Source organism: Azospirillum oleiclasticum, from assembly GCF_013423485.1.
GTDB classification, from domain to species: Bacteria; Pseudomonadota; Alphaproteobacteria; order Azospirillales; family Azospirillaceae; genus Azospirillum; species Azospirillum oleiclasticum.
Genome location: NZ_JABFFR010000048.1, coordinates 1 through 26936, shown reverse-complemented (window position 1 = coordinate 26936; position 26936 = coordinate 1). Strand labels below are relative to the sequence as shown.

21 protein-coding genes are annotated in these 26936 nt (G+C 70.0%); 9 read left to right on the top strand and 12 right to left on the bottom strand.

Annotated features, from left to right (window positions below; all coding sequences use genetic code 11):
- Positions 1-154: 154 nt before the first annotated feature.
- From HL658_RS32260 to nifH, 9 genes are all read right to left on the bottom strand, one after another.
- Positions 155-1642, bottom strand: coding sequence for a mechanosensitive ion channel family protein (locus HL658_RS32260; RefSeq protein ID WP_180285243.1), 1488 nt, complete (start codon positions 1640-1642; stop codon positions 155-157).
- Positions 1643-1661: 19 nt separating this feature from the next.
- Complete coding sequence (locus HL658_RS32255) at positions 1662-3608, bottom strand: HAMP domain-containing methyl-accepting chemotaxis protein (protein WP_180285244.1); 1947 nt, start codon at positions 3606-3608, stop codon at positions 1662-1664.
- Positions 3609-3611: 3 nt separating this feature from the next.
- The gene (locus HL658_RS32250; protein WP_180285245.1) at positions 3612-5015 is read right to left on the bottom strand and encodes a hypothetical protein; all 1404 of its coding nucleotides are present in this window, start codon (positions 5013-5015) and stop codon (positions 3612-3614) included.
- Between the two features lie 127 nt (positions 5016-5142).
- Positions 5143-7629 carry a TonB-dependent receptor gene (locus tag HL658_RS32245; protein WP_180285246.1) on the bottom strand — a complete coding sequence of 829 codons (2487 nt, stop codon included), beginning with the start codon at positions 7627-7629 and terminating at the stop codon, positions 5143-5145.
- Between the two features lie 99 nt (positions 7630-7728).
- Positions 7729-8691, bottom strand: coding sequence for a FecR domain-containing protein (locus HL658_RS32240; RefSeq protein WP_180285247.1), 963 nt, complete (start codon positions 8689-8691; stop codon positions 7729-7731).
- Between the two features lie 79 nt (positions 8692-8770).
- On the bottom strand, positions 8771-9286 hold the full coding sequence (locus tag HL658_RS32235) for a sigma-70 family RNA polymerase sigma factor (protein ID WP_180285248.1): 516 nt from the start codon (positions 9284-9286) through the stop codon (positions 8771-8773).
- Positions 9287-9484: 198 nt separating this feature from the next.
- The gene (gene nifK / locus HL658_RS32230) at positions 9485-11044 is read right to left on the bottom strand and encodes a nitrogenase molybdenum-iron protein subunit beta (RefSeq protein ID WP_180285249.1); all 1560 of its coding nucleotides are present in this window, start codon (positions 11042-11044) and stop codon (positions 9485-9487) included.
- Between the two features lie 32 nt (positions 11045-11076).
- Positions 11077-12516 carry a nitrogenase molybdenum-iron protein alpha chain gene (gene nifD, locus HL658_RS32225; RefSeq protein ID WP_180285250.1) on the bottom strand — a complete coding sequence of 480 codons (1440 nt, stop codon included), beginning with the start codon at positions 12514-12516 and terminating at the stop codon, positions 11077-11079.
- 164 nt (positions 12517-12680) lie between these two features.
- The gene (gene nifH / locus HL658_RS32220; protein ID WP_180285251.1) at positions 12681-13577 is read right to left on the bottom strand and encodes a nitrogenase iron protein; all 897 of its coding nucleotides are present in this window, start codon (positions 13575-13577) and stop codon (positions 12681-12683) included.
- A gap of 390 nt (positions 13578-13967) precedes the next feature.
- On the opposite strand from nifH, the gene HL658_RS32215 reads away from it, so the two are divergent.
- On the top strand, positions 13968-15137 hold the full coding sequence (locus HL658_RS32215) for a mandelate racemase/muconate lactonizing enzyme family protein (RefSeq protein WP_180285252.1): 1170 nt from the start codon (positions 13968-13970) through the stop codon (positions 15135-15137).
- A gap of 165 nt (positions 15138-15302) precedes the next feature.
- Here the strand turns inward: HL658_RS32215 and HL658_RS32210 are convergent, their stop codons facing one another.
- From HL658_RS32210 to HL658_RS32200, 3 genes are read right to left on the bottom strand one after another with little or no spacing between them, the layout of a single operon-like run.
- Entirely contained in the window at positions 15303-16598 is a 1296-nt protein-coding gene (locus HL658_RS32210; protein ID WP_180285253.1) for a TRAP transporter large permease, read from the bottom strand.
- Positions 16595-17107 carry a TRAP transporter small permease gene (locus tag HL658_RS32205; protein WP_211109909.1) on the bottom strand — a complete coding sequence of 171 codons (513 nt, stop codon included), beginning with the start codon at positions 17105-17107 and terminating at the stop codon, positions 16595-16597. Before HL658_RS32205 ends, HL658_RS32210 begins: the two co-directional genes overlap by 4 nt.
- Before the next feature lie 14 nt (positions 17108-17121).
- On the bottom strand, positions 17122-18123 hold the full coding sequence (locus HL658_RS32200; protein ID WP_180285254.1) for a sialic acid TRAP transporter substrate-binding protein SiaP: 1002 nt from the start codon (positions 18121-18123) through the stop codon (positions 17122-17124).
- A 251-nt stretch (positions 18124-18374) separates the two neighbouring features.
- Between HL658_RS32200 and HL658_RS32195 the strand changes: the two genes are divergently transcribed.
- From HL658_RS32195 to HL658_RS32160, 8 genes are all read left to right on the top strand, one after another.
- Positions 18375-19265, top strand: coding sequence for a dihydrodipicolinate synthase family protein (locus HL658_RS32195; protein WP_180285255.1), 891 nt, complete (start codon positions 18375-18377; stop codon positions 19263-19265).
- Positions 19266-19297: 32 nt separating this feature from the next.
- Complete coding sequence (locus HL658_RS32190) at positions 19298-19936, top strand: GntR family transcriptional regulator (protein ID WP_180285256.1); 639 nt, start codon at positions 19298-19300, stop codon at positions 19934-19936.
- Between the two features lie 39 nt (positions 19937-19975).
- Positions 19976-20962, top strand: coding sequence for a sialic acid TRAP transporter substrate-binding protein SiaP (locus tag HL658_RS32185; protein WP_180285257.1), 987 nt, complete (start codon positions 19976-19978; stop codon positions 20960-20962).
- A gap of 172 nt (positions 20963-21134) precedes the next feature.
- The gene (locus tag HL658_RS32180; RefSeq protein WP_180285258.1) at positions 21135-21629 is read left to right on the top strand and encodes a TRAP transporter small permease; all 495 of its coding nucleotides are present in this window, start codon (positions 21135-21137) and stop codon (positions 21627-21629) included.
- Positions 21626-22912: a TRAP transporter large permease gene (locus tag HL658_RS32175; RefSeq protein ID WP_180285259.1), complete on the top strand. Its 1287-nt coding sequence runs from the start codon at positions 21626-21628 to the stop codon at positions 22910-22912. The genes HL658_RS32180 and HL658_RS32175 overlap by 4 nt, the downstream gene beginning before the upstream one ends.
- Before the next feature lie 19 nt (positions 22913-22931).
- Positions 22932-24437 (top strand): fucose isomerase, encoded by a 1506-nt coding sequence (locus tag HL658_RS32170; RefSeq protein WP_180285260.1) that lies wholly within the window; start codon positions 22932-22934, stop codon positions 24435-24437.
- A 4-nt stretch (positions 24438-24441) separates the two neighbouring features.
- Positions 24442-26106, top strand: a complete 1665-nt coding sequence (locus tag HL658_RS32165) for an FGGY-family carbohydrate kinase (RefSeq protein WP_180285261.1) — start codon at positions 24442-24444, stop codon at positions 26104-26106.
- 8 nt (positions 26107-26114) lie between these two features.
- A complete protein-coding gene (locus HL658_RS32160) occupies positions 26115-26819 on the top strand; it encodes an RraA family protein (RefSeq protein ID WP_180285262.1) in 705 nt (234 codons plus the stop codon).
- Positions 26820-26936: the final 117 nt, after the last annotated feature.

The window sequence follows — 26936 nt, the reverse complement described above, 5'->3', positions numbered from 1 at the left end:
AGGGATAGAATTTCAAACCGCGACAGTCCCCGCCCACCGGTGCAGGATTCCATGAGCGGTGGCGGGCAGGTCGCCCGCGATCGGTTTGGTCTGGCCGACTGCCGCCTTGAGGACCGTGTAATCCTCCATGCCCCCGCCTCTGGAGGGTACCCGTTCACCCCGCCGGCGCCGTGTCCGCACGCCGGTCCATCGGTCGGATCCGGGTCTCGACGAAGTCGCGGCGGAGGTGGCCCAGTATGTCGGCGGCGAGATCCCGGCGGTCCGCGTCACCGCTGCCGCCAACCCGCGCCATGCCGGCGGCCAGGCGGTCGCTGATGCCGGTGGCCACGTCCAGGCGCCCGGCCATCAGGGCGCGCAGCGCCGTCTGGTCCAGCTCCACCACCAGCGCCTGGGTGCGGGCGCTCACGGTGCGGGAATGGGCGGTGCCGGCCAGCATGGGCTCGGCCCCCACCAGCGCGCCGGGGGCGAGCGGGGTTTCCGTCGGGGCCTGTCCGGCCGGGACCCGGCCGGGGCTCGCCACCAGCAGCCCTTCCACCAGCAGGGTGATCCGGTCGGACATCTCGCCGGCCAGCACGATCGTCTCGCCGGCCTGCACGAAGCGCGGCTGTCCGCGCCCGGCCAGCGCGAGGCAATCGGCCTCCGCCAGCCCGCCGAAGGGGGCGGTGGCGGCGAGCAGTGCCGCGACCGTGTCCGCCGAGGGCGCGGAACCGGCGCCGTCGCCGGGCTGCACGAGCACCCGCGTCGGCCAGGACGGCCGGATCCCGGCCGCGGCCAGATGGCGCAGCACCGCCTGAAGGGTGACGCTGCGGGCGCGGAAGCGGGTCTCGGTGGTCGGGTTGATGTAGACCCCGTACTCGACCCCCTCGCGGGTGATCGCGCGCACGCGGATGTAGGGCGGCGGCGCGTCCGGCAGGGCATAGGACGGGGCGACCTCCTTGGCCGCCGCCTCCAGGATGCGCACCACCCGCTCGGCGGGCACGTCGGGATCGACGGCCAGCGTCATCAGGAATTCGAAATGCCGCTTGGGCAGCGACATGTTGGTGATGGTGGCGGCGGCGATGCGGCTGTTGGGGACCACCACGACGTTGTTGTCGTAATCGACCAGACGGGTGCTGCGCCAGCTGATCTCGGTCACCTTGCCCTGCAGGGGCGGCGCCGTCCCGCGGTCGAGCGAGACATGGTCGCCGATGCGGATGGGCTGGTCGAGGTTGATGGCCAGACCGGAGAAGACGTCCAGGATCATCTCGCGCAGCGCCATGCCGAACACCAGCCCGGCCACGCCCGACGCCGCCCACAGCGCCGTCAGATCCTGTTTGAAGATGATCCCCGCCACCGCCGCGGTGGCCGCCACATAGATGATGATGGAGGATATCTGGATCAGCAGCCGCGGCACCGGCGTGCCCAGCGCGGAGGCGACGATCCCCTCCAGCAGCACGTAATGGACGAACCGCTTCACGAAGGTGGCGATGAAGTAGATGATACCGACGCCGAGCGCGTAGCCGACGATCTGCCCCGACGTCCGCAGCGCCTTCTCGCCGATGAGCTGGTAGGTCTCGCCGCCGAAATAGAGGGCGGCGCCGAGCAGCGCGCTGCCGGCCAGCGGCCCCAGGAGCTTGCCCAGCCGCTTGGTGGTCGCCATCATCCGCGTCGTTCCCCCGCCGTCAGACAAGGCGGAAGCGCCGCACCACGGCGTCGGTGGCGCTGACGATGCGCGCCAGCTCCTCCATGGACGCGGTGATCTGCTCGGCCGCCGCGGCGTTGTCCTGGCCGACGGTCTTCAGCCGCTCGGACTGGTCCGACAACTGGCGCACGGTGGCCGACTGTTCGGCGATCGAGGCGGCGATGGCCTGCACCGCCCCACCGCTTTCGGCGGCGGCCTCCGCCATCCGCCCGATGGCGCCGCGGGCGTCGGCCGCCGCGGTCAGACTGCCCTGGACGACCTCCGTGGTGTCGCCGATGATGCGCTCCACCTCGCGCGCCGCCACGGCGGCATCCTCGGCCAGACGGCCGATCTCGTGCGCCACGATCCCGAAGCCCAGCCCGTGATCGCCGGCCCGCGCCGCCTCGATGCCGGCGTTCAGCGACAGCATGTGGGTCTTGTCGGCCATGCGGGCGATGGTGGTGACGATCTGCTCGGCGCGCTTCTGCGCCGCGGCGATGCGGTCGATGGACTCGGCCAGCCGCCGCAGCTCCTCGCGGCCGTTGCGCGCCAGCTCCTCCGTGGAGCGGGCCAGCGCGCTGCTGCGCTCGGCGTTGGCCGACACCTCCTGCACCGCCGCCGCCGTCTCGGTGATCGCGCCGGCGACGCCGACCAGCGTGTCGAGCTGGGTGGCGGCACCCTGGGCCACCTGGCGGGCGGCGGCGGCGGTCTGGGTGGTGGCGGCCGCCGTCTGGGCGCTGTTGCCGGCGACGGTGTGGAGATTGTCGCGCAGCTGCTCGACGGTGCGGTTGATGTTCGCCTTCAGCCGGGCGAACTCTCCGGTGTAGGTCTCCTCGATCGCCTGGGTCAGATCGCCCTCGGCCATGGCCTGGGACACCAGGGTCATCTCGCCCAGCAGCCCGACCAGCGCGTCCAGGCTGCGGTTCAGGTTGGCCTTGAGCACCCGCAGGTCGCCCTCGTAGGCGCCGCTCATGCGGCCCTTCAGATCGCCGGCCGCCACCCGCTGCATGACCTCGGCCACCTCGTGCAGCGGCTGCGACAGCCCCGCCACCAGCGCGTTCAGGCCGCCGACGAGCTGCGCGTAATCGCCGCGATGGCGCCCGGGGTCGAGCCGGGTGGTCAGCGACCCGGCCTGCATCGCCTCCACCAGCGTGCGCAGGTCGTCGGACAGGGTGCGGACGCTGTCCACCGTCACCGCCACCGCGCGGGCCACCTCGCCCACCTCGTCGCGGCGCTCGCGCTCGGGGATGGTGAAATCGGCCAGCCGGCCCTCGGGCAGCACCGCCATGCGGTCGGCGATCGCGCGCAGCGGGCGCGACACCTGCCGCTCCAGCAGCAGCAGCGACCCCAGGCAGACGAGCAGCACGACGGGGATGGCGACCGCGGCCACCGTGCGGCCGGTGGCGACGATGGCCTCGGAATGGGCGACCGCGGACGCGCTGTTGGTCACCGTCCGTTCGACCAGCTTGTCGAGCGCGGCGCTGAATGTCTGGAACACCGGGCCGCTGCTGTTGATCTCGGCCACCGCCGCCGTGCGGTCGCCGCGCTGCGACAGGGCCAGGATGCGATCGCCGGCCTCGATGTATTGGGCGTAGAGGCGGCGGGCCTGCTCCCAGACGGCGCGGGTTTCCTCCGAATGGATCAGCGGGTCGATCTGGCGGTCATGCTCGGCGTAGATTTGCCGCATCGCCATGATCTCGGCTTCGAACCGCTGCCTCTGGTCGTCGGTGGCGGCCAGCACATGCCGGATCTCGGCGACGCGCATGTCCGACGACAGCGTGTTCAGCGAGCCGGCGATCGCCGCCCGCGGCAGCCAACGCTGCCCGATCTCGCTTCCGGTCTCGTTGATCTGCTCCAGCCTGTGCATGGTGAAGCCGGCGAAGGCCAGGACGACGAGCGTGAGCACCCCGAAGATGAGGCGCAGGCGGGCTCGGATCGTTTGCGGCATGGATCAGGCGTCTCCGGAAGGGGCACGGTGGGAAGCGGCCGCAAGGCGGCCGATGGTGGCGACGGAACCGGCGTCGGCCCAGCCGGACAGGGCGGCGGCGGCGGCCGATCGCAGCGCGGCGGGGGAGGGCGGGTCCAGCCGCAGGCGCAGCGCCCAGCCGCCGCTGCGGGGGTCGGGCCGCACGGCGTCGATCAGCGAGGAGGGACCCGGTGGCATCGGCGGCGGCTGTTGCCAGTCCGGTGCGTCCCGGTCGGCGTCGAGAGCCGCCGCGTCGGCCAGCACGATCAGCGGCTGCGCCCCGCCCAGCATCAGACCGGCCGCGCAGCAGCGGCGCCGGTGGCCGGCGCCGGCCTCCCCGCCGAAGAGACGGCGGAGATCCGCCACCGGCACCATGCCGGCACCCCGCGTCCGGCGCGGCTGCCAGGCGAGCGCGAGCGGATCGACGAGGCCGAGCACCCCGTCCAGCGGCGCCACCAGCGTGGTGCCGCCGCAGCTCAGCCGGAGGCCGCCGGCGCGGTGCCGTCCCGCACCGGCGGCGCGCGGGGGCTCGGCCGCTGCCGGACCGGCCGGGCCGGTCGCGGGCGTCCGACCCAGGATCCGGTCGATGGACAGGCATTCGGTGATGGTGCCGTCCGCGGCCACCAGCCATTGCCGGGGCGTGGCGTCATCCCCGCCGGGAACGCTGTGCAGACGGTCGGCGTGCAGGGTGGCAAGGCCGGCGACCCGCTCGACCGTGATCGCCTCCTCATGCCCGTCGAGCAGCAGAGCGGTCGGCTCGGGACGATCCGGCAGACCGCGCCAGCGGGACAGGGAGCGGCCGCGGCGCAGCCGCCCATCCACCAGGACCACCGGGCCGTCGCCCTCGTCCTCCCGCACCGCGTCCACCGGCGCCACGCGCCGGATGCCGTCCAGCGGAATCAGCACCGCGGAGCCGCCGGTGATCACCCGCAGAGCGACCAGCCGGCGGGAGCCCGCGGCCCCGGCACCCGACGGGGCGGGCCGCGGGATGGTGGCGGGCCGCGCCCATGGCGCCAGCCCGCCCAGATCCAGTGGCGGGGCCGCATCCTGCGCGCCGCAGACCTCGACGGCGGCGACGCGCAGGGCCAGAAGCCCACCCTCGCACGACAGGGCGACCAGCTTGCCCGCCTCGTCCCCGACCAGCACGGCGGGGCGGCCATTGACGGCGACGATGCCCCGCACCGGCGCCCGCACCAGGGGGAGCGGGCCGACCGCCGACGTCTCCTCGATGCGGACGACGCTGCGCGCGTCCACCGTCACCCGCCGGCCGCCCAGGACGAGCACCAGTCTGTCGATTCCGGGCCGGGCGATTCCGGGCCGGTCGATGCCGGGCCTGAGCACGGCCTGGCCGCCTTCCGGCACGCCGGCCCCCGCGAAAGGCACCGTCAACGGCTGCACATCCCACCCCACCCGACCGTGGTACCACGCGCCGAACGCTAGCGTTGATACCATTGATCTTCAATGCCGCTCTCGCGACAAGGCGGGCTCGGGACCGGGGTGGGGACGATGTCACCGGTCAGAAATTGACCGTCGTCGTCAGCAGGAAGGTGCGCGGCGAGCCGACATAGAGGGAGCCGCGATCGACCGACGACCAATAGTCGGTGTCGAGCACGTTCTCCACGTTGAAGCGGACGGTCACCGGCGTCTCGCGGATGTCGAGGACATAGCGGGCACCCAGATCCAGCCGGGCCCAGGAGTTCACGGTCTGCGTGTTGTCGGCGTCGGCGTACTGGCGGCCGGTGAAGGCGACGGTGCCGTTGACCGACAGCCCCTGGACCGCCGGCACGCCCCATTCGCCGAACAGCCGGGCCTGGACCTTGGGCACGCCGATCGGCTCCTTGCCGTCATAGGCGCCGCCGGCCGTCCGGGTCATCTCGGCGTCCATCACGGTCAGGCCGGCGAGCAGCCGCAGCCCCGGCACCGGCTCGCCGAAGGTCGACAGCTCGATGCCGCGGTGCCGCTGCCGTCCGTTGGTCGCGTAGACCAGCGTGTCCGGGTCGGTGAAGGCGCTGGCCTTGGTGATCTCGAACAGGGCCAGGGTGGCGCCGATCGCCCCGAAATCGGCCTTCACACCCGCCTCGATCTGGTCGGAGACGGCCGGGGCCAGGGTCTCGTCGCGGTTGACCGCGTTGAGCGGCGCCGTGCCGCCCGACTCCAGCGCCTCCACATAGTTGGCGTAGAGGGTGACCCCGGCCATCGGCTTGACCGCCACGCCCACCGCCGGGGTGATCGCATCGCCCTTGTAGCCGGAGGTCTTCGCCCCCGTGGCGGCGCTGTAGTTGCCGGTCTCGATCACCGTCCGGCGGGCGCCTCCGGTGACGATCAGCCGCTCGCCGAACAGCGCGATCTCGTCGCCGGCGAACTGGCTGCGGGTCACCGTCTGGGAGGTGCGCGTCGGCAGGTCGATGCCGGGGAAGGCCGGCTTCGACCACCGCACCGGGTTGTGGATGTTCGAGCTGACGTCGGACAGGTCGGTGAAGACGGAGCCGACCCGCGATTCCATCCAGCTGGTGCCGAAGGACAGGGTGTGGCGCAGCGGCCCGGTCTCGAACCGCCCGCGCACCACCGCTTCCGCCGTGCGGTTGCGGGTCTGCGCGCCGCCGGTGTAGACGTCGAGCAGGGTGTCGCCGGCGGCGTTGATCAGGATGGGGCTGGCGAACTGGTACCGCTCCTCCACGTCGAGCTGGCCGGCGGCGACGCTGACCGTCCAGTCGGTGGCGATGTCCCATTCGGCCCGGCTGGCGATGCGGGTCTTGGTCTGGTCGAGGTTGGACCAGGACTGCCCGAGCTGGGTGCTGGCGTCGGGGGCGGAGGGAATGGCGAAGCCCGGCATCACGTCCATGCCGCCGAAGGCGCCGTCCGTCCGGTTGAAGTTGTAGTCGACGTCACCCGTCCACCGGAACCGCTCGCCCCGGTAGTCGATCGCCACCGCCGTCACCTCGTTGCGCTTGTCGATGTCGTCGATGTTGGCGGACCCGTCGCGGAAGGCGCCGTTGAAGCGGACGCCGAACTGCTTGTCGGCGCCGAACCGGCGGCCGACATCGGCGTGCACGCCGAACAGGCCGTCGGACAGGTAGCGGGTGGTCAACGCCGTTACCGGCTGGTCGGTGGCGCGCTTGGGCACCAGGTTGACGGCGCCGCCGACCGAGAAGGCGCCGGCGCGGCCGTTGAACAGGGCGTTCGGCCCCTTGAACAGCTCGACCCGCTCGATCTGCTCCATCGAGGGCTGGCGGGCGTTCAACCCGTACAGCCCGTCGAAGGCGGTGTCGCCGGACGCGGTCAGGAAGCCGCGGATGTTGAACACGTCGTCGGTGCCGCCGGCGTTGGCGTTCTGGTTTATGGTGATCGCCGGATCGTTGCGCAGCACCTCCACCATGGTGCGCGCCTGCTGGCTGTCGATCAGGTCGCGGGTGAAGCCGGTCACGCTGAACGGCACGTCGAAGACGTCGCGGTTGCCCAGCGCGCCGATGCGCGCACCTCGCGCCACCTGTCCGCCGGCGTAGGCCGGCGGCGGCGCGCCGATGGTCGAGGTGGCGGAGATCGACGCACCCTCCACCGTCACCGGATCGAGCATCAGAGCGCCGGAGGAGTCCGGCGCTTTGCGCACCACCACCGTGCGCGCGTCGGTGACGGTGCCGGTCAACCCGGTGCCGGTGAGCAGCCGCGCCAGCGCGTCCGCGGTGGACAGGGAGCCGGTCACGCCGGGCGAGGTGAGGCCGCCAAGCAGCGCGGCGTCCACCGCGACGTGCACGCCCGCCTGCCGGCCGAACGCCAGCAGGGCGCCCGCCACCGGCTGGGGCGGGATGGCGAACGCCGTCACCGCCGCCTGGGCGACGGTGACGGCGGCGCGCGTTCCCTCCGCCGCCGCCGCGCTCCCCGTGCCGAGCGCCAGCAGCATCAGCGTGGTGCCCAGCTCCACCGCCGGAACGCCCGCCCGCCACCGGCGCGAAGCCGGCGTCGCGCCGGCCGTCCCACGATTGTTCCCCCGCTCCCGATCCCGCATGTCCATCCGCTCCAGCTCATTCGCAACTGCATCGCAATCGCATTGGGCTGTAGACGGAGCCGGCGGCCGGATTTCCAAGACCGGCGGAAGTTTTTTCGCTCACGCCAGGTCGACCACCAGAACCAGGGGCGTCAGCCGCCACACCCGTCCCGCATAGGGACCGACCAGCGTGCGCAGGGCCCCGGCCGGGTCGTTCAGGTCGAACACGCCGGTCACCCGCCGTTCGGCCAGGGCGTCGTCGCGCAGCAGGATGGCGCCGGGGTGATAGCGCCGCAACTCCTCCACGACCGACGCCACGCTGGCGCCATCGACCGACAGCAGGCCGCGGCGCCAGTCCGTCGCCGCCTGCGGATCAATGGCCGCGCGCACCGCGGTCTGGCGGGTGATGTCGATCGCCAGCCGCTCGCCGGCGGCGATGCGCTCGGCGCGCGGCGCCGCCGACGCACCGGTGGCGACGGAGACCACGCCCTCGGTCACCGAGACGGCGACCTGATCGGGGTCGAGCCGGACGTCGAAGCCGGTGCCCACCGCGGTGACGGACACCGGTCCCGCCGCCACCGTGAAGGGGCGCGCCGTGTCCGGGGCGACCGCGAAGAAGGCGCGGCCCTCCAGCAGGGCGACGGCTCGCCGGGCGGGGGTGAAATCGACCGACAGGGCGGTGCCGGTGTCGAGATCGACGCGGGTGCCGTCGGCCAGGGTCACCGGGCTCCGCTCGCCGACCGCGGTCCGGTGGTCGGCCCGCACCCGCACCCACACCGACGGGGCGGCCAGCGCCGCGACCGAGGCGGCGGCGGCCCCTCCGGCGATCGCCAGCACGCGGCGCCGGGTCGGCCGCCGGTTGCCGTTGGCGGCCGGTCCCATCCAGCGGTCGGCGTGCGCCGCCGGCACCTCCCCGGTCAGCGCCCACGCCCGCTCCACCCGCCGGAAGGCGGCGGCGCGGGCCGGATCGCCGGCCAGCCAGGTCTCGAACGCCCGGCGCAGCCGCCGGTCGTCGGGCGCCGACCGCAGCCGCAGGAACCATTCCAACGTCTCGTGGTCGCGTCCGTCCGGTCGCGTCGTCACGGCGGTCCTCTCCAACTCGTTCCACTCGGGACTGACGATTCGGCCCGGCGGTTTTTCAACGGAGACCGTCGGCCAACCGTCACGGGCCGCCTTCGGACAGCCGCTCGGTGCAGTGCGCCAGGGCGTCGTGCACCAGCTTGTGGGCGAGCGAGACCGAGATGCCGAGCCGCCCCGCGATCTCATGGAAGGTGTGGCCGCCCAGCCGGTGCATCTCGAAGGCGATGCGGGTGCGCTCCGGCAGTTCGGCCAGGGCCGCGGCGACGAGGCGCAGCTCCTCGCGGTGGAGGGCGGCGCGTTCGGGGTCCGCGGCCGGTGCCGGGACGCGCTCCAGCTCCTCCGCATCGGCCGGGTGCGGGTCGCGGCGGCGGCTGCGGACCCAGTCCACGGCGAGATTGCGGACGATGCGGAACAGATAGGCGGTCGGGTTGCCGATCCGCGCCGCCGTCCCGTCGCGGGTGCCGGCGGTGAACCGCAGGAAGGCCTCCTGCACCAGATCCTCGGCCTGTGTCCGGCAGCCGACGATCGGCGCCGCCCGCTCCAGCAGGGCCGGGCGGTGGGTCAGGTAGAGCTCGAGGTCGGCAGGATCCCGGGTCATCGGTCGAAAGACACAAGAGGGTGGAGCAATCCTATGTCGGAATGCGTATCATTTTCAATTGCTGTCCGTCGCCGATGGCGACGGGCATCCCGATGGCCGGAAAACGCCGACGGCGCCCGGGGATGGCCGGGCGCCGTCGGGTTTCGTCCGTGGTGGGCGGCCCCGCCCCCGGGGAGAGGGAGGGGCGGGGCCGGGCCGTCAGCGGATGAGGTCGAAGCTATAGTCGGTCTTGCCCACCTCGTCGGTCTGCCGATCCGCGTCCTCGAGGATCCGATCGAGGATGCGCACCAGCACGTTCAGCGCCCCCTGGTAACCCCAGGTCGGGTAGCGGTGGTGGTGGTGGCGGTCGAAGATCGGGTAGGTCAGACGGATCAGCGGGGTCTTGGTGTCACGCTCCAGATACTTGCCGTAGCTGTTGCCGATCAGGTAGTCGACCGGGTCGGTGAACATCAGCGAGCGCATGTGCCAGAGGTCCTTGCCGCCGTAGGCAGCGCCGTTCTTGCCGAACGGCGAGCCGTCGAGCAGCTTCTTGACCTGCTTCTCCCACTTCTTGGAGCCGGAGGTGGACAGGATGTGCACCGGCTCCGCACCCATCTCCAGCAGGAAGCGGGTCATGCCCAGGCAGAAGTCCGGGTCGCCGTAGACGGCGAAGCGCTTGCCGTGCAGGTGGGTGTGGCTGTCGGCGACGGCGTCCACCAGACGGCCGCGCTCCAGGCGCAGCTCGGCCGGGATGGCCTTGCCGGTCAGCTCCGACAGCTTCATCAGAAGCTCGTCGGTGGCCGCGACGCCCAGCGGGTAGTTGAACTTGGCGACGTCCTGGCCCTTTTCCTTGCAGAACTGCAGGGTCTGGGTGGTGTTGTACTCCTGCATGGAGATGGTGGCCTTGGCGTGCTGGGCGGCCTTGGTGGCCTCCAGCGTGGTGCCGCCGTCATACATGCGGTACTCGCCGTCCGCCGGGGTGTCGAAGTTGTCCGACACGTCCGACAGGATGGTGGCGTCGATGCCGAACAGCCCGAACAGCCGCTTCAGCTCGCGGTTGTTGCCGACGGCGAAGCCGTCGAAGCCGGGGATGATGTTGATCGACTGGGTCTTCGGGGTCTCGAAATCCTCTTCCTTCGCCCAGAAGTAGGACAGGATACCCTTCATCATGTTGTCGTAGCCGGTGATGTGGCTGCCGACGAAGGCGGGCGTGTGGGCGTGCGGCACCGGGAAGTCCTGCGGCACGCTTTCCTTGTTCTTCGCGTTCTGGATGAAGCCGCCGAGGTCGTCACCGATGACTTCCGCCATGCAGGTGGTGAAGACGGCGATCATCTTCGGCTTGTAGAGCGAATGGGCGTTGGCCAGCCCGTCGATCATGTTGTTCAGGCCGCCGAAGACGGCCGCGTCCTCGGTCATCGACGAGGAGACCGCGGAGTTCGGCTCCTTGAAGTGACGGGTGAGGTGCGTGCGGTAGTAGGCGACGCAACCCTGCGAGCCGTGCACGAAGGGCAGCGTGCCCTCGAAGCCCTGCGCCGCGAACATCGCCCCGATCGGCTGGCAGGCCTTGGTCGGGTTGATGGTCACCGCCTCGCGGGCGAAGTTCTTCTCCTGGTACTCCTTGGTCTTCGTCCAGGCGGAGACCTCGGCGACCTTCTCGTCGGAATGGCCGAACTCGAACTCGACCTTCTTGCGCTCGAACAGCTCCTTGTACTCGGGCTGCCGGAAGAGCGTCATGTGGTCGATGACCTTGTCGGCGCTCTGGGAAACGGGGTGCGACATCGTCTATTCTCCTCTCGCCCAGGGGCAGCCGATCAGAACGGAGCCTTGGTCAGGCCCCAAACCGGGTTGTTGATCGCCATGTCCATGTCACGGGCGAAGATGGCGAAGCCGTCATAGCCGTGGTACGGGCCGGAGTAGTCCCAGCTGTGCATCTGCCGGAAGGGCAGGCCCATCTTCTGGAACACGTACTTCTCCTTGATGCCCGACGCGACCAGATCCGGGCGGATCGCCTCGACGAACTTCTCCAGCTCGAAGGCGGTCACGTCGTCATAGATGAGCGTGCCTTCCTTCACATAGTGCGGGGTGCGCTGGTAGTCGTCGTTGTGCGCGAACTCGTAACCGGTGCCGACCACTTCCATGGCGAGGTCGTGGTAGGCGTCCACCACGTGGCGCGGCCGGAGCCCGCCGACGTAGATCATGACCTTCTTGCCTTCCAGCCGCGGCTTGTACTTGGCGATGACGGCATCGACCAGCGGCTGGTACTTGGCGATGACCTTCTCCGCGTTCTCCTTGATCTTGTCATCGAAGAGAGCGGCGATCTTGCGCAGGGACTCGGCGATCTGCGAGGGGCCGAAGAAGTTGTACTCCATCCACGGAATACCGAACTTCTCTTCCATGTGGCGCGCGATGTAGTTCATCGAGCGGTAGCAGTGGATCAGGTTGACCTTGGCCTTGGGGGTGTTCTCCAGCTCGGCCAGGGTGCCGTCGCCCGACCACTGGGCGATCACGCGCAGGCCGATCTCCTCCAGCAGGATGCGGCTCGACCAGGCGTCGCCGCCGATGTTGTAGTCGCCGATGATCGTCACGTCATAGGGCGTGGACTCGAAGCCCGGAACCGGCTCGGTCTTCTCGAAGATCCAGTCGCGGATGGTGTCGTTGGCGATGTGGTGGCCCAGCGACTGGGACACGCCGCGGAAACCCTCGCAGCGCACGGGGATGACCGGCTTGCCGATCTCCGTCGCCTTGGCGCGGGCGACCGCCTCGATGTCGTCGCCGATCAGGCCGATCGGGCACTCGGACTGGATGGAGATGCCCTTCACGAGCGGGAACAGCTCGTTGATCTCCTCGATCACCTTGTGCAGCTTCTTGTCGCCGCCGAAGACGATGTCCTTCTCCTGGAAGTCCGAGGTGAAGTGCATCGTGCCCCAGCTGTCCACGCCGGTGTCGCCGATGTAGTAGTTGCGACGGCCCGACCACGAGTAGTAGCCGCAGCCGACCGGCCCGTGGGAGATGTGGATCATGTCCTTGATCGGACCCCACACCACGCCCTTGGAACCGGCGTAGGCGCAGCCACGGATGGTCATGACGCCGGGGATCGACTTGATGTTCGACTTGACGCCGCAGTCCTTGGCCTCGGCCTCGAGCACGTTCAGGTGCTTGGCGCGGCGCTTGCGCGACTTGTCGGGATAGGCTTCGAGGACGGAATCGACGAGACCCTTGAGGTCGACGCCCTGGTTGACGGAGAGGCTCATGGCTTCTGGTGCTCCTGCTTTCCTTATCGCGCCCCTACAGCGCGAGACCGAGCCCCACCCTCCCTACCCCGCACGGGCGCGGGGCAGGGCCGGGGTATGGGCCAGTGGCAAGAAGTCCCCGCCCCCGGGACCGCTGGTTGGAGGCGGGGTGCGCGCCCCTTGGATCAGGCGCCCGCCGCGGCGGCCTTGGCGGCTTCCTTGGCGGCCAGCTCGGCGAGCTGCTGCTCCTCGGTCTTCATGATGCCGAAGTCCATCAGCATCTCTTCCAGCTCTTCCATGGTGATCGGGGTCGGGATGGTGCCCTTGCCCTTGTTGGCATGGATCTTCGAGGCGAGCTGGCGGTACTCCTCGGCCTGCTTGCTCTCAGGCGCGTACTCGATGACGGTCATGCGGCGCAGCTCGGCGTGCTGCACGATGTTGTCGCGCGGCACGAAGTGGATGAGCTGCGAGCCCAGACGCTTCGCCAGAGCCTCGGCGAGGTCCAGCTCCTTGTCGGTCTGCCGCTCGTTGCAGATCAGCCCGCCCAGGCGCACGCCGCCGCTGTTGGCGTACTTCAGGATGCCCTTGGCGATGTTGTTGGCGGCGTAGAGCGCCATCATCTCGCCGGACATGACGATGTAGATTTCCTGGGCCTTGTTCTCGCGGATCGGCATCGCGAAGCCGCCGCACACCACGTCGCCCAGCACGTCGTAGGACACGTAGTCCACGTCCTCGTAGGCGCCGTTCTCTTCCAGGAAGTTGATCGAGGTGATGACGCCGCGGCCGGCGCAGCCGACCCCCGGCTCCGGACCGCCGGACTCGACGCACTTGATGCCCTTGTAGCCGATCTTCAGGACGTCCTCGAGCTCCAGGTCCTCGACCGAGCCGGCCTCGGCGGCGAGGTGCAGCACGGTGTCCTGGGCCTTGGCGTGCAGGATCAGGCGGGTCGAGTCGGCCTTCGGGTCGCAGCCGACGATCAGGATCTTCTGACCGAGGTCGACCAGGGCGGCGAGGGTGTTCTGGGAGGTCGTCGACTTGCCGATACCGCCCTTACCGTAAAACGCGATCTGGCGCAGGCTCATGGTCCTCGTGCTCCTTTGCTGGGGTGCGTGCCTTGCTCTTCAATCCTGTGGCGACCGGCTTCCCGTTGGGTCTCCGCCGCGTGCCATCCCATGAATGCACACCCCGTGCCAGATGTCGGATTTCCAGTAAGTAATTGATTTTACTTGATTGTACTCGCTGCCGGGGTCCTGTCGGGGTTGTGACATAGCCGACAAAGACCGGATTCTTTGTCGGGTCTTTGTCGGGTTCCCGCACAGCCCCCGGAACAGCCGCGCCCACGCCCGTCATGACCTTCGCGCAACCGCGCCCCGGCACCGCCGTGCGTTGACGTCGACACGCCGTGTGCGGAACCTGACACGGTCCCGCGGGGCGGGTCCGTCCGCCCCCGCCGTCACCGGAAAGCCTGCCCCATGCCGATCCGCATCGTGGATGTCCGCGAGGTCACCAAGCCCATCGCGTCGCCCATCCGCAACGCCTACATCGACTTCTCGAAGATGACGACCAGCCTGGTCGCCGTGGTGACGGACGTCGTGCGCGACGGCCGGCCGGTGGTCGGCTACGGCTTCAATTCCAACGGCCGCTACGGCCAGGGCGGGCTGATCCGCGAGCGCTTCGCGCCGCGCATCCTGGAGGCCGATCCGGCGTCCCTGATGGACGCCGCCGGTGACAACCTCGACCCCGACCGCGTCTGGGCCACGCTGATGACCAACGAGAAGCCGGGCGGCCATGGCGAGCGGTCGGTGGCGGTCGGCACCATCGACATGGCGGTGTGGGACGCGGTGGCGAAGATCGCCGGCAAGCCGCTGTTCCGCCTGCTCGCCGGGCGCCACGGGGTGCAGGCCGATCCGCGCGTCTTCGTCTACGCCGCCGGCGGCTATTATTATCCCGGCAAGGATCTGGGGGCGCTCAAGGCCGAGATGCGCGGCTATCTCGACCGCGGCTACACGGTCGTGAAGATGAAGATCGGCGGCGCCACCATCACCGAGGACCGGGAGCGGATCGAGGCGGTGCTGGCGGAAATCGGGTCACAGGCGCAACTCGCCGTGGACGCCAACGGCCGCTTCGACCTGGAGACGGCCATCGCCTACGCCAGGATGCTCCGCGACTACCCGCTCTTCTGGTACGAGGAGGCGGGCGACCCGCTCGACTACCAGCTCCAGGCGGCGCTGGCGGCGTTCTATCCGGGGCCGATGGCGACGGGGGAGAACCTGTTCAGCCATCAGGACGCCCGCAACCTGATCCGCTACGGCGGCATGCGGCCGGACCGTGATTGGCTGCAGTTCGACTGCGCCCTGTCCTACGGTCTCTGCGAGTATCTGCGGACGCTCGACGTCCTGAAGGCTCATGGCTGGTCGCCGCGGCGCTGCATCCCGCACGGCGGCCACCAGATGTCCTTGAACATCGCCGCCGGCCTCGGGCTGGGCGGCAACGAGAGCTACCCCGACCTGTTCCAGCCCTACGGCGGCTTCCCCGACGGCGTGCGGGTGGTGGACGGCCACATCACCATGCCCGAGCTGCCCGGCATCGGCTTCGAGGGCAAGGCGGATCTGTACAGGGAGATGAAGGCGCTGGCGGGGTAGGGAAAAACCCTCTCTCCCCCGGGGAGAGGGTGGCCCGAAGGGCCGGGTGAGGGGGCGTTGCGGCCCGTCAGGACCGGAAAAGACTCCGTGTCCTCGGGTGCAAACCGGTGGCCGCGTTGGCCCCTCACCCAACCCTCTCCCCGGTGGGGAGAGGGCTTTATAGGATCACCCCCGGTACCCGAACTGCTGCGGCAGCCACAGCACGATCTGCGGGAACAGCACCATCAGCAGCAGCGCCACGATCAGCACGCCGATGAAGGGCCAGATCTCGCGGATGATGGATCCCAGCGGGATCTTGCAGACGCCGCTGATCACGAACAGCAGCACGCCGTAGGGTGGGGTGATCAGCCCGATCATGATGTTGACCACCATGACCACCCCGAAATGCACGAGGTCGATGCCCAGCTCGCGCGCCGTCGGCAGGAACAGCGGAATGACGATCAGCAGCAGGGTGGTGGCGTCGAACAGGCAGCCCAGCGCCAGGAACAGCAGGTTGATCAGCAGCAGGAACAGCACGGGGTGGATGTCCAGCCCCTTCAGGCTGGCGGCCACCAGGCCGGGGATGTTCTCGCTGGCGACGATGTAGTTGAAGACCAGCGCCGAGGCGATGATCAGCCCGACCACCGCGGTGGAGCGGCTGGCGTCCAGCACCAATTCACCGAAGGCGCGCAGGCTGAGCGCTCGGTAGACGACGGCGGCCAGCACCAGCGCGTAGAAGGCGGCGACGGACGCGGCCTCCGTCGGAGTCGTCGCCCCGCCATAGATGCCGCCCAGAAGGATCACCGGCAGCAGCAGCGGCGGCAGCGCGTTGACGGTGCGCTTCGGCAGCTCGGCGAGCGGCACCACCTCGTCCACCGGGAAGTGCCGGCGGCTGGCGGCCCAGCCGTTGTAGATCATCAGCACCACGCCGAGCAGGAGCCCCGGCACCACCCCGCCCAGGAACAGGTAGCCGATGGAGGTGTCCGACACGAGCGCGTAGAGCACCATCGGGATCGACGGCGGGATGATCGGCCCGATGACGCTGGACGCCGCCGTGATCGCCGCCGCGTAGCCCGCCGGGTAGCGGTTGTTGCGGCGCATCATGTCGATGATCACCTTGCCGATGCCCGCCGCGTCGGCGATGGCCGATCCCGACATGCCCGCGAAGATGATGCTCGCCACCACGTTGACGTGGCCCAGCCCGCCCTTGAAGCGGCCGACCAGCGCCTGGCAGAAGGCCAGCAGCCGGTCGCTGACCGTGCCGGCGTTCATGAAGCTGGCGGCTATGATGAACAGCGGCACCGACAGCAGCACGAAGCCATCGAACAGCCCGTTCAGGCTCTGCTCGGCCACCAGCCCGACATCCTGCCCGGTGACGAACAGGTAAAGGATGGCGCCGGCGAACATGGCGAAGCTGATCGGCACGCGCACCGCCGACAGCAGCAGGAAGCCGCCGAGGCTGAGGAGGAAGGCCGTGCTCATGCCGGCCCTCCATCGGGGGCCTGCTCGTCCGCCACCTCGTCGCGCCAGCGCCGGCCGAGCAGCCGCGCGATCTCCAGCGCGGCGCGCACGGCGACCGCCGCCATGAACAGGACCCAGACGGAATAGACGTAATCGAAGCGGATGCGGGTGACCGGCGTCGACTCGATCTTCATGAAGGTCACATAGTCCACCGCCCCCGGCAGCCCGGCGACGAAGGCCAGCCCGATGGCCCCCGCGCCGATCAGCGCGTAGACCCGGCGCACCCCCGGCCCCGCATGGTCGTAGAGGATGGTGAAGGCCACATGGTCGCGTTCCCGCACCAGGAAGGCCGAGGTCCAGAAGACGATCCAGATGTAGCAGATCACGCAGGCCTCGACCGTCCATCCCAGCGGGACACCCAGCACATAGCGCGTGAAGATTTGCAGCAGGAACAGGCCGAACATGGTGACGAACAGCGCGATCGTCACCAGTTCGGCCCCCCGCCGCAGCCAGGGGAGGAGGCCGGCCACGGTTTAACGCTCCGTCACTTCACGGCGTTGACGCGATCGACGATGCCGGCGGGCCAGTCCTTGGCGAACGGGCTCTTCAGGTACTCCGCCTGCACCCGCTTGCGGAAGGCGTCCACGTCCGGCTTGTAGACGTCGAGTCCCTGCTGCTTGAAGAAGGTCACCAGCTCCGCCTCGTCCTTGATGCGGTTCTCGTTGTTGTAGTCGCGCGCCTTCTTCGCGGCGGCCAGCACCTTCTGCTGCTGCTCGGCCGACAGCTTGGCCCAGGTGCGGCCGGACATGGACAGGAAGATGGCGTCCACGAGATGGTCGGTGAGGACGATCTGGTTGGTCACCTCGTAGAACTTGGCGGCCTTGTCGCTGGGCAGCGGGTTGTCCTGCCCGTCGATGGCGCCGGACTGCAAGGCCGTGTAGACCTCGCCGAAGGCCATCGGCGTCGGTGCCGCACCCAGTGCGGCCCCCAGGAACTGCCACGCCTCGGACCCCGGCATGCGCAGCTTGATCCCGGCGAGGTCGGCCGGCGTCTCGATCTTCTTCTTGCCGCGCAGGTTGAGCTGCCGTGTGCCAAGGTAGCCGACGGTGAGCACCTTGATGCCCATCTGGTCCTCGACCAGCTTGTAGAATTCCTTCCCGATCTCGCCGTCGAACACCTTGTTCTGGTGGTCCGGGTCACGGATCAGGTAGCCGGCGGTGAACACCGACCAGGCCGGGATCTGCTTGGCGATGTCCTGGGCGGAGATCATCGCCATGTCCAGGTTGCCGCGCTGCATGGCCGGCGGCTCGGTCCCCTGCTTGAACAGCGTGCCGTTCAGGTGGATCTCCACCTCGAACTGGCCGGGGGCCGACTTCTCCAGGTCCTCCTTGAAGACGGTCAGCATCTTCGCGTGCCAGTCGCTTTCGACCGCCGGGCTGGAAATGCGGATTTTTTGCGCTGCAGCAAAAGCGGGGGCGGCGAAACCAAAGGCGGTGACACCGATGGCCGCGGTGGCGGCCAGCAACGCGCGACGCGTCAGGGACATGACGTGATTCCTCCATTTTGTCATTCGCCGTCCCCGGGCCGGCGCGTCTTGCGTACCGGGGAGGACAGGCGGGTGTGTGGGCGGCGGCAATTATCGTCCGCATGGAGCGTATTGCAATCGCTTTTTGCGCAGACTAACATGTCACTGTGTTGAGGCTGGCTGCTGACTGGCCTGTCGGATATCGGGTGGCTCCGGCCGCCCTTGGCCTGTGGAATACCGGGCGGCTCCGGCCGCCCTTGGGAGGAGAGACCGTGATCAAGGAATGGGGCGGCCATGCCGCCATGGCCGCGCTGGTGACGCCCTTCACCGCCGATGGTGCGATCGACCACGATCGCATGGCCGCGCACGCCATCGAGCTGCTGGGCCGCGGGCTGGACGGCGTCGTGCCCTTCGGCACGACGGGGGAGGGGTCGTCCGCCTCCTCGGCGGAGAAGTGGGTCGCGGTCGGGGCGCTGCTCGCCGCCGGCGTGCCGAAGGACCGCGTGGTGCTCGGCATCAACGTCACCTCGGTGGACGCCGCGGTGACCGACATCGCCCGCGCGCTCGACGCCGGGCTGGCCGGCGCGCTGCTGCCGCCGCCCTTCTACTTCCGCTCGGTGTCGGAATCCGCGGTCCTGCGCTGGTTCGAGACGGTGATCGAGGGCTTGGGCGAGCGCGCCCGCGGCATCATCCCCTACAACATCCCGTCGGTGGCCGGCGTGCACGTGACGCCGGAGATGGTGGCGGCCCTGAAGCGCCGCTTCGGCGACGTGATCGCCGCGGTCAAGGACAGCTCCTGCGACATCCCGACGACCGAACGCTTCCTGGCCGTCTCCAACACCCCGGTGATGGTGGGGCACGAGGGGCATCTGGCCGGCATGGTCCGCAAGGGTGCGGTGGGCACCATCTCCGGTCTCAACAACCTCGTGCCGGAGCGCATCTCCGCCGTGGTCCGCACCGGCCGCGAGGACCCCGCCCTGTCGGAATCGGTGGACGTCGTGATATCCTACCCGGTGACGCCGGCGGTGAAGGCGCTGGTCGCGCACGTCAAGGGCGACGCCGCCTGGGCCGCCCCGCGCCTGCCGCTGGAGGCGCTGCCGGCGGCCGACGCCGCGGCGTTGATCGACCGGTGGAACCGTCTGTACGAGCGGCAGGCCGCCTGACCACGCCCGGCATCCGCGAAGGGAGGACGGGTATGAAGCTGCGTGAACAGGCCTACGAGAAGTTCACCGAGCATCTGCTGAAGCGCGAGATCCGGCCGGGCCAGTTCGTGACCCAGCGGGAGTTGGTCGCCATCACCGGCATGCCGCTCGGCGCCATCCGCGAGCTGATCCCGCGGCTGGAGGTGGATGGGCTGATCGTGACCGTTCCGCAGCGCGGCATGCAGGTGGCGCATGTCGATCTGACCCTGGTCCGCAACGCCTTCCAGTTCCGCCTCTTCCTGGAGCGGGAGGCGATGGCGGTCTTCGTGGAGACGGCGGACGACGCGGAGATCGCGCGGCTCCGCCGCAATCACGAGGAGGTTCTGGAGGCGTCCGAGCGCGGTGTCGACGAGGAACTCGTCGCCCGCGCCCAGGCGGTGGACTGGGACCTGCACGACACCATCATCGACGCGCTGGGCAACCAGATCATCTCCAGCGCCTACCGCGTCAACTCCATCAAGATGCGCCTGATCCGGCAGGAGGCGACGGCGCTGTCCGACATGCTGCTGCGGCCGGTGATGGAGGATCACCTGGGCATCGTCCGCGCCATGGAGGCGCGCGATGTCGAGGCCGCCACCCGTCTGCTCGCCCAGCACATCACCAACGCGCGCAACCGCGCCATGGGGCTGTAAGCCCCGGCGCCCATCAATAAGACGACGAAGGGGAGTGAAATGAAGACCAGGATGCTCTTGGGTGCGTTCGCCGCGGCCGTCCTCACGGCCGCGCTTCCGGGTGCCGGGGTCGCCGCGGAGGTCACCATCCGCTGGGGCGACGTGATCGCCGGCTCCCACCCCGCCGCCCAGATGATCGAGCGGGTGGCCAAGGAGGTGTCGGAGAAGACCGGCGGGCGCATCGCCGTCCAGGGCTTCCCCGACGGCCAGCTCGGCGGCTCGCGCGACATGATCGAATCGGTCGCCAACGGCGTGCAGCACATCGTCACCGAGGGTGCCGCCAATTTCGGCCAGTGGGTGCCCTCCATCTCCGTCGTCGAGGCGCCCTACATCTGGCGCGACGCGGCGCATCTGCAGAAGGTGCTGAACGGCCCGGTGGGGCAGGGCTTCAACGACCAGCTCGTGTCCAAGCGCGGCATGCGCATCCTCGGCTGGACCTATTACGGCACCCGCCAGCTCACCACCACCACGCGCCCCGTCAAGACGGTGGCCGACGTCGCCGGCCTGAAGCTGCGCGTGCCGGAGAACGACGTGTTCCGCGCGATGGTCGAGGCGTGGGGCGCCAAGCCCACGCCCATGAATTTCGGGGAGCTGTACCTCGCCCTCAAGCAGGGGGTGGTCGATGGCCAGGAGAACCCGCTTCCCACCATCCGCGCCGGCAAGTTCGACGAGGTCCTGAAGCACATCGTCCTGACCGGCCACATCATCACCCCCCGCCTCGTGGTGGTGAACGAGGAGTTCTGGAAGGGCCTGAAGCCCGACGACCGCGCGGCGATCCAGACCGCGGTCACCAACGCGATCACATGGCAGGACGAACAGGTCGCCAAGCAGGAGAAGGACCTGCTGGAGACCTTCGCCAAGGCCGGCGTCACCATCACCGAACCCGACGTGGAGAGCTTCCGCGCGCCCGTGCTGGCCGCCCTGCCGAAGAAGTTCGAGGCCAAATGGGGTGCGGGCACCTTCGAGAAGATCCGCGCGGCGGAGTGATCTCTCACCAACACCCTCTCCCGCCTCCGGCGGGAGAGGGTGGGGCCCGCGAAGCGGGAGGGTGAGGGCCAGGTCTGACCGGCAATCCGAGCCCTCACCCTTCCCACGCTTCGCGCGGGCCCCTTCCCTCTCCCGCCGGAGGCGGGCGAGGGATCATTCGGAAAGCACCACCATGGCTGAACCTGTGCCGGCCGTCCTGCGCGCCGTGGAGCGCGTGGTGGACGGGCTTGCGGTGACCCTGTTCCTGATGATGTTCGCGCTGGTCCTGGCGTCGGTCGTCACCCGCGCCTTCGGCGAGCCGCTGGTGTGGGGCGACGAGCTGACCCGCTACCTGTTCGTGTGGATCGCGCTGCTCGGCTGGGCGGTGGCGATGCGCCGCGGCAGCCACATCGCCATCGGCAACATCGTGGCGCTGCTGCCGGCGCCGGTGCGCCTCGGCTTCGAGCTGGCGGCCGGGGCGGGGGTGCTGGTGCTGGCGGCCGTGCTGGCGCGCAACGGGCTGACGCTGGTCGAGCGCAACCTGGACATCGAGACGGTCACGCTGTTCTTCCCCTTCGCCGTCGTCTACGCGGCGGTGCCGGTGGCGGCCCTGCTGCTGGCGCTGGAGACGCTGCGCCGCATGGCGGCCAGCGTGCTGGCCTTCCGCGCCGGGAGCTTGCGGCCATGACCGAGCTGATGCTGACCATCCTTGGCGTCTGGTTCGTGGCGCTGTTCCTGGGGGTGCCGATCTTCGCGTCGATGGGTCTGGCGGGGGCGGCCTTCGTCGCCATCAACGGCATCCCGTCCTCGGTGGTGGCGCAGCGGGTGGCGATGGCCGCCAACTCCTTCCCGCTGGTGGCGGCCCCGCTGTTCATCCTGATGGGCAACATCATGAACTCGGCCGGCATCACCGAGCGCATCTTCGGCTTCGCCAAGGCGCTGGTGGGCTGGATGCGCGGCGGCATGTGCCACGCCAACATCATGGCGAGCATCATCTTCGCCGGCATGTCGGGCTCGGCGGTGGCCGACGCCGGCGGCGTCGGCACCATCGAGATCAAGGCGATGCGGGACGAGGGCTACGACGCGGAGACGGCGGCGGCGATCACCGCCGCGTCCGCGACCATCGGCCCGATCATCCCGCCGTCCCTGCCGATGATCATCTACGGCGTGTCGGCCGACACCTCGATCGGCGGGCTGTTCCTGGGCGGCGTCATCCCCGGCCTGCTGATGGGCGGGGCGCTCATGCTGCTGATCGTGGCGCTCGCCCGCCGGCGCAACATGCCGAGCCACCCGTGGGAGGGGCTGGGCGCGCTCTGGGCCGCCTTCCGCCGCGCCTTCTTCGCGCTGATGACGCCGGTGATCCTGTTCGGCGGCATGATGACCGGCTACTTCACCCCGACCGAGGCGTCGGCCGTCGCCACCGCCTACGCGCTGGCGCTGGGGCTGTGGGTCTACCGCGACTTCGACCTGCGCGACCTGCCCCGGCTGGTGCTCGACACGGTGGAGACGACGGGGGTGGTGATGGCGCTGGTGATGACCGCGGCGCTGCTCGCCTGGTGCCTGTCGGTCAGCCGCATCCCGCAGCTCGTCGGCGGCATCCTCACCCACGACGTCGCCAACCCCATCCTGTTCCTGCTCCTCGTCAACGTCCTGCTGCTGGTGGTCGGTCTGTTCATGGAGGCGATCGCCGCCATGCTGATCCTGGTGCCGATCCTGGTGCCGCCGGCGATCGCGCTGGGCATCGACCCCGTGCAGTTCGGCCTGATCGTCGTGCTGAACCTGATGATCGGCACCATCACGCCGCCGGTGGGGGTGGTGCTGTTCGTCACCGCGCGGGTGGCCGGCATCAGCTTCGAGCGGATGAGCCGGGCCATCGTCCCCTACCTGATCCCGCTGCTGGCCGTGCTGGCGGCGATCACCTTCTACCCACCCCTCACCACAGCGTTGCCGGCGCTGCTGCTCGGCAACTGAATTCCACCGAGGTGACACCATGTCCGACCGCATCGCGATCTTCTGGCCCGGCGACTACCGGGCGCTGCCCAACGAGCTGGCCCTGCCGGAGGTGGAGGCGGCGACGGTCCGCATGGAACGCGCGCTCGACCGTCTGGGCCGCCGCCACTACCGCGTCGACGGCTTCCTGACCAAGCCGAACGAGGCCATCGCCAAGCTGGGCCCGGTGCAGGACCCGACGATCGGCATGTACGCCCACTGGGTCTACGGCCCGCACACCTGCGACGGCGTGGTCGGCAAGGACAACCCGCTGCTGATGGCCAGCAACTTCTCCGGCCGCTGGCCGGGGCTGGTCGGGCTGCTCAACACCAGCGCCTGCCTGGAAAGCGTCGGCCGGGCCCACAGCCGGGTGTGGACGGACGCCGACGACTGGACCGCCGACGACGCCTTCATGGCGCGGCTGGAGCAGTGGTGCGACAGCGGCCGCATCGACTGGCCGGAGGACGAGCTGTCCTATGACGCCACCGTGGGGGCGGACGCGCAGGCGCTCGCCGACGGGGTTGCCGAGGGCATCCGCCGCCGCCGGGTGCTGGCGCTGATGCTGGGCGACACCTCGATGGGCATGATCAACGGCTATTTCGGCCCGCGCCTGCTCAACCCCATCGGCTTCACCGAGCACAAGGTCGATCAGGCCTGGATCATCGCCCGCGGCCGCGACATCCCCGACCGCCGCATCGACGCCGCACTCGCCTTCGTCAAGGAGAAGGGCGTCACCTTCCATTACGGCGGCGACTACGACGAGACGGCGACGCGCGAGCAGCTCCGCGACTATCTCGCCGTCATCGATCTGGTGGCGGAGTTCGAGGCGGATTGCGTCGGCTGGCAGTACCAGCTCGGCCTGATCGGCCTGCGCCCGCCGTCCGACTTCGCCGAAGGCTTGCTCAACTCCGCCTGCCGGCCGGAGGGCAACGGCGACGTCATCATCGATTCCACCGAGGCCGACCAGGGCAACCTCATGCCCATGGAGATGATGAAGCGGCTGCTGAAGGCCAAGGGGCTGCACCAGGCGGTGTTCTTCCACGACGTGCGCTGGGGCGACACGGTGGACGGGCGCTTCGTCTGGCTGCTGCTGAACTCCGGCTCCAGCGGCGCCTACGCCTTCAACCACGACCCGGACACGCTGCGCGGCGTCCACGCGCACCGGCAGCCCAAGGGCTATTTCCCGGTGCCCGGCGGCACCTTCTCCGGCGAGAGCCTGCCCGGTGCCGTCACCTGGTCGCGCGCCTACCTCAAGGGCGGCGAGCTGTGGATGGACATCGGCCGCGGCGAGGTGGTGACGCTCGACCCCGCCCTGCGCGACGCGTGGTGGCAGGGCACGACACCGGAATGGCCCTTCATGGCGATCGACCTGGGCATCGGGCGCGACACGCTGATGGCCCACTACCTGTCGAACCACGCCGCCGTCGCCTATGGCGACATCCACGACGAGCTGGTGGCGCTGAGCCGGTCGCTGGGCTTCAAGGTCCGCCTGCTGGGCCGGCGGTGACGCCATGACGGACGCGGTGATCGGCATCGACGTCGGCACGGGCAGCGCCCGTGCCGGCGTCTTCGACGCGACCGGACGGCGGCTGGGCACCGCCACCCGCACCATCGAGATGTGGCGGCCCGCCGCGGATTTCGTGGAGCAGTCCTCCGACGACATCTGGGCCGCCGTGGTCGCCTGCGTGCGCGAGGCGATGGTGAAGGCGCGCCGGGTGGCGGGCAAGCTGACCGTCCGCGGCATCGGCTTCGACGCCACCTGCTCGCTGGTGGTGCTGGACGCCGGTGGCCGCCCGGTGACCGTCAGCCCGACCGGAGACGACGCGCAGAACGTCATCGTCTGGATGGATCACCGCGCCATCGCCCAGGCCGACCGCATCAACGCCGGCGGGCACGCGGTGCTGCGCTACGTCGGTGGCCGCATCTCGCCGGAGATGGAGACGCCCAAGCTCCTTTGGTTGAAGGAAAACCTGCCGGAGAGCTGGGCACGCGCGGCGCATGTCTTCGACCTGCCGGATTTCCTGACCTGGCGGGCGACGGGGGCGCTGTCGCGCTCGCTCTGCTCCACCGTCTGCAAATGGACCTACCTCGGCCATGAGAGGCGGTGGGACGCGGATTACTTCCACGCCATCGGGTTGGGCGACCTCGCCGACGAGGGGTTCCGGCGCATCGGCACCGAGGTGCTGCCGCTCGGCCTTGCGGTGGGGCAGGGGCTCGACGCGCGGGCCGCGGCGGAGCTGGGGCTGCCGGTGGGCACCCCGGTCGCCACCTCGATGATCGACGCGCACGCCGGCGGCATCGGCGTGATCGGGGTGGCGCTGGACGGTGCCGCACCGGACGCCGCGGGGATGGAGAGTCGCCTCGCGCTGATCGGCGGCACCTCGAGCTGCCACATGGCGGTGTCGCGCGAGCCGCGCTTCGTGCCCGGCGTCTGGGGGCCCTACGCCGAGGCGATGCTGCCCGGCTTGTGGCTGAGCGAGGGCGGCCAGTCCGCCACCGGCGCGCTGATCGACCACGTGATCTTCTCCCACGCCCGCGCCGCGGCCCTGGCGGCGGAGGCCGAGGCGGAGGGTGCCGGGCGCACGGTGTACGACGCGCTGAACGCCACGCTCCACCATATGGCGGTGGCGGAGGCGGTACCGCACCCGGCGGCGCTGACCCGCGAGCTGCATGTGCTGCCCGATTTCCACGGCAACCGCTCGCCGCGCGCCGACGCGTCGCTCCGCGGTGCCATCGGTGGCCTGACCCTGTCGGATTCGGTGGAGGAGCTGGCGCGGCTCTATCTGGCGACGGTGCAGGCCATCGCCTACGGCACCCGCCACATCGTGGAGAGCCTGAACGCCCAGGGCTACCGCATCGACACGCTGTTCGCCTGCGGCGGTGGCACCAAGAACCCGGTCTTCCTCAGCGAACACGCCGACGCCACCGGCTGCCGCGTGGTGCTGGCCGAGGAGACGGAAGCGGTGCTGCTGGGCTCCGCCATCCAGGGGGCGGCGGCGGGCGGCCTCTACGGCTCGGTGCCGGAGGCGATGGCCGCCATGACCCGCCCCGGCCGCGTCATCGAGCCGGCGGGCGGCGCCGTCGCCGCCTACCACGACGCCAAGTACCGTGTCTTCCATCGCATGCACACGGATCAGTTGGCGTATCGTGATCTGATGAATCACCAAGCCGGGTAGGAAACGCGATGACCGAACGCCTGAACGCCGGGGAGTTGGCGGCGCTCGCCGCCCTCGACACCCCCACTGTCTGCAACGCGCTGGAGCTGCTGGTGCCGGAGCGGCGGGGTTACGGCTACACCAGCAAGCCATTCGTCTGCCTGTATCCGGAGGCCAAGCCCATGGTGGGCTACGCCGCCACCGGCACCATCCGCGCCATGCACCCGCCGCGCGACGACAAGGCCACGCTGCGCGCCCGCCGCTACGACTGGTACCGCCATGTGGAGCGGACCGGGCCGGGCAGCGTCGTCGTGCTCCAGGACCTCGACCAGCCGCCCGGCTACGGCGCCTTCTGGGGGGAGGTGCACACCACCGTGCACAAGGGGCTGGGGGCGCTGGGCGTGGTCACCGACGGCAGCATCCGCGACCTCGACATGTGCGCGCCGGGCTTCCAGCTCCTCGCCGGCTGCCTCGCCCCGTCGCACGCCTGGGCCGGCATCGAGCAGATCGGCGGAACGGTCACCGTGCACGGCATGACCGTCGCCGACGGCGACCTGATCCACGCCGACCGCCACGGTGCCGTCGTCATCCCGCACGCCGTCGCCCGCCAGGTGGTGGAGGCCGCCGCCAAGGTGGCCCGCCGCGAGAAGGTCATCCTCGACGCCGTGGCCGCCCCCGGCTTCAACGCCGAGGCGCTGATCCGCGCCATCGGCGAGGCCGACGAGGTGCATTGAGAAAAGGGGAGGGGTAGGGGCCGCTACCCCACCGCCTCCACCGGCGGCATGCCCGCCGCCGCCGCCGCCCGCAGCAACCCGTCCGGCAGCGACAGGCCGGCGTCGAGTGCGGCGGCC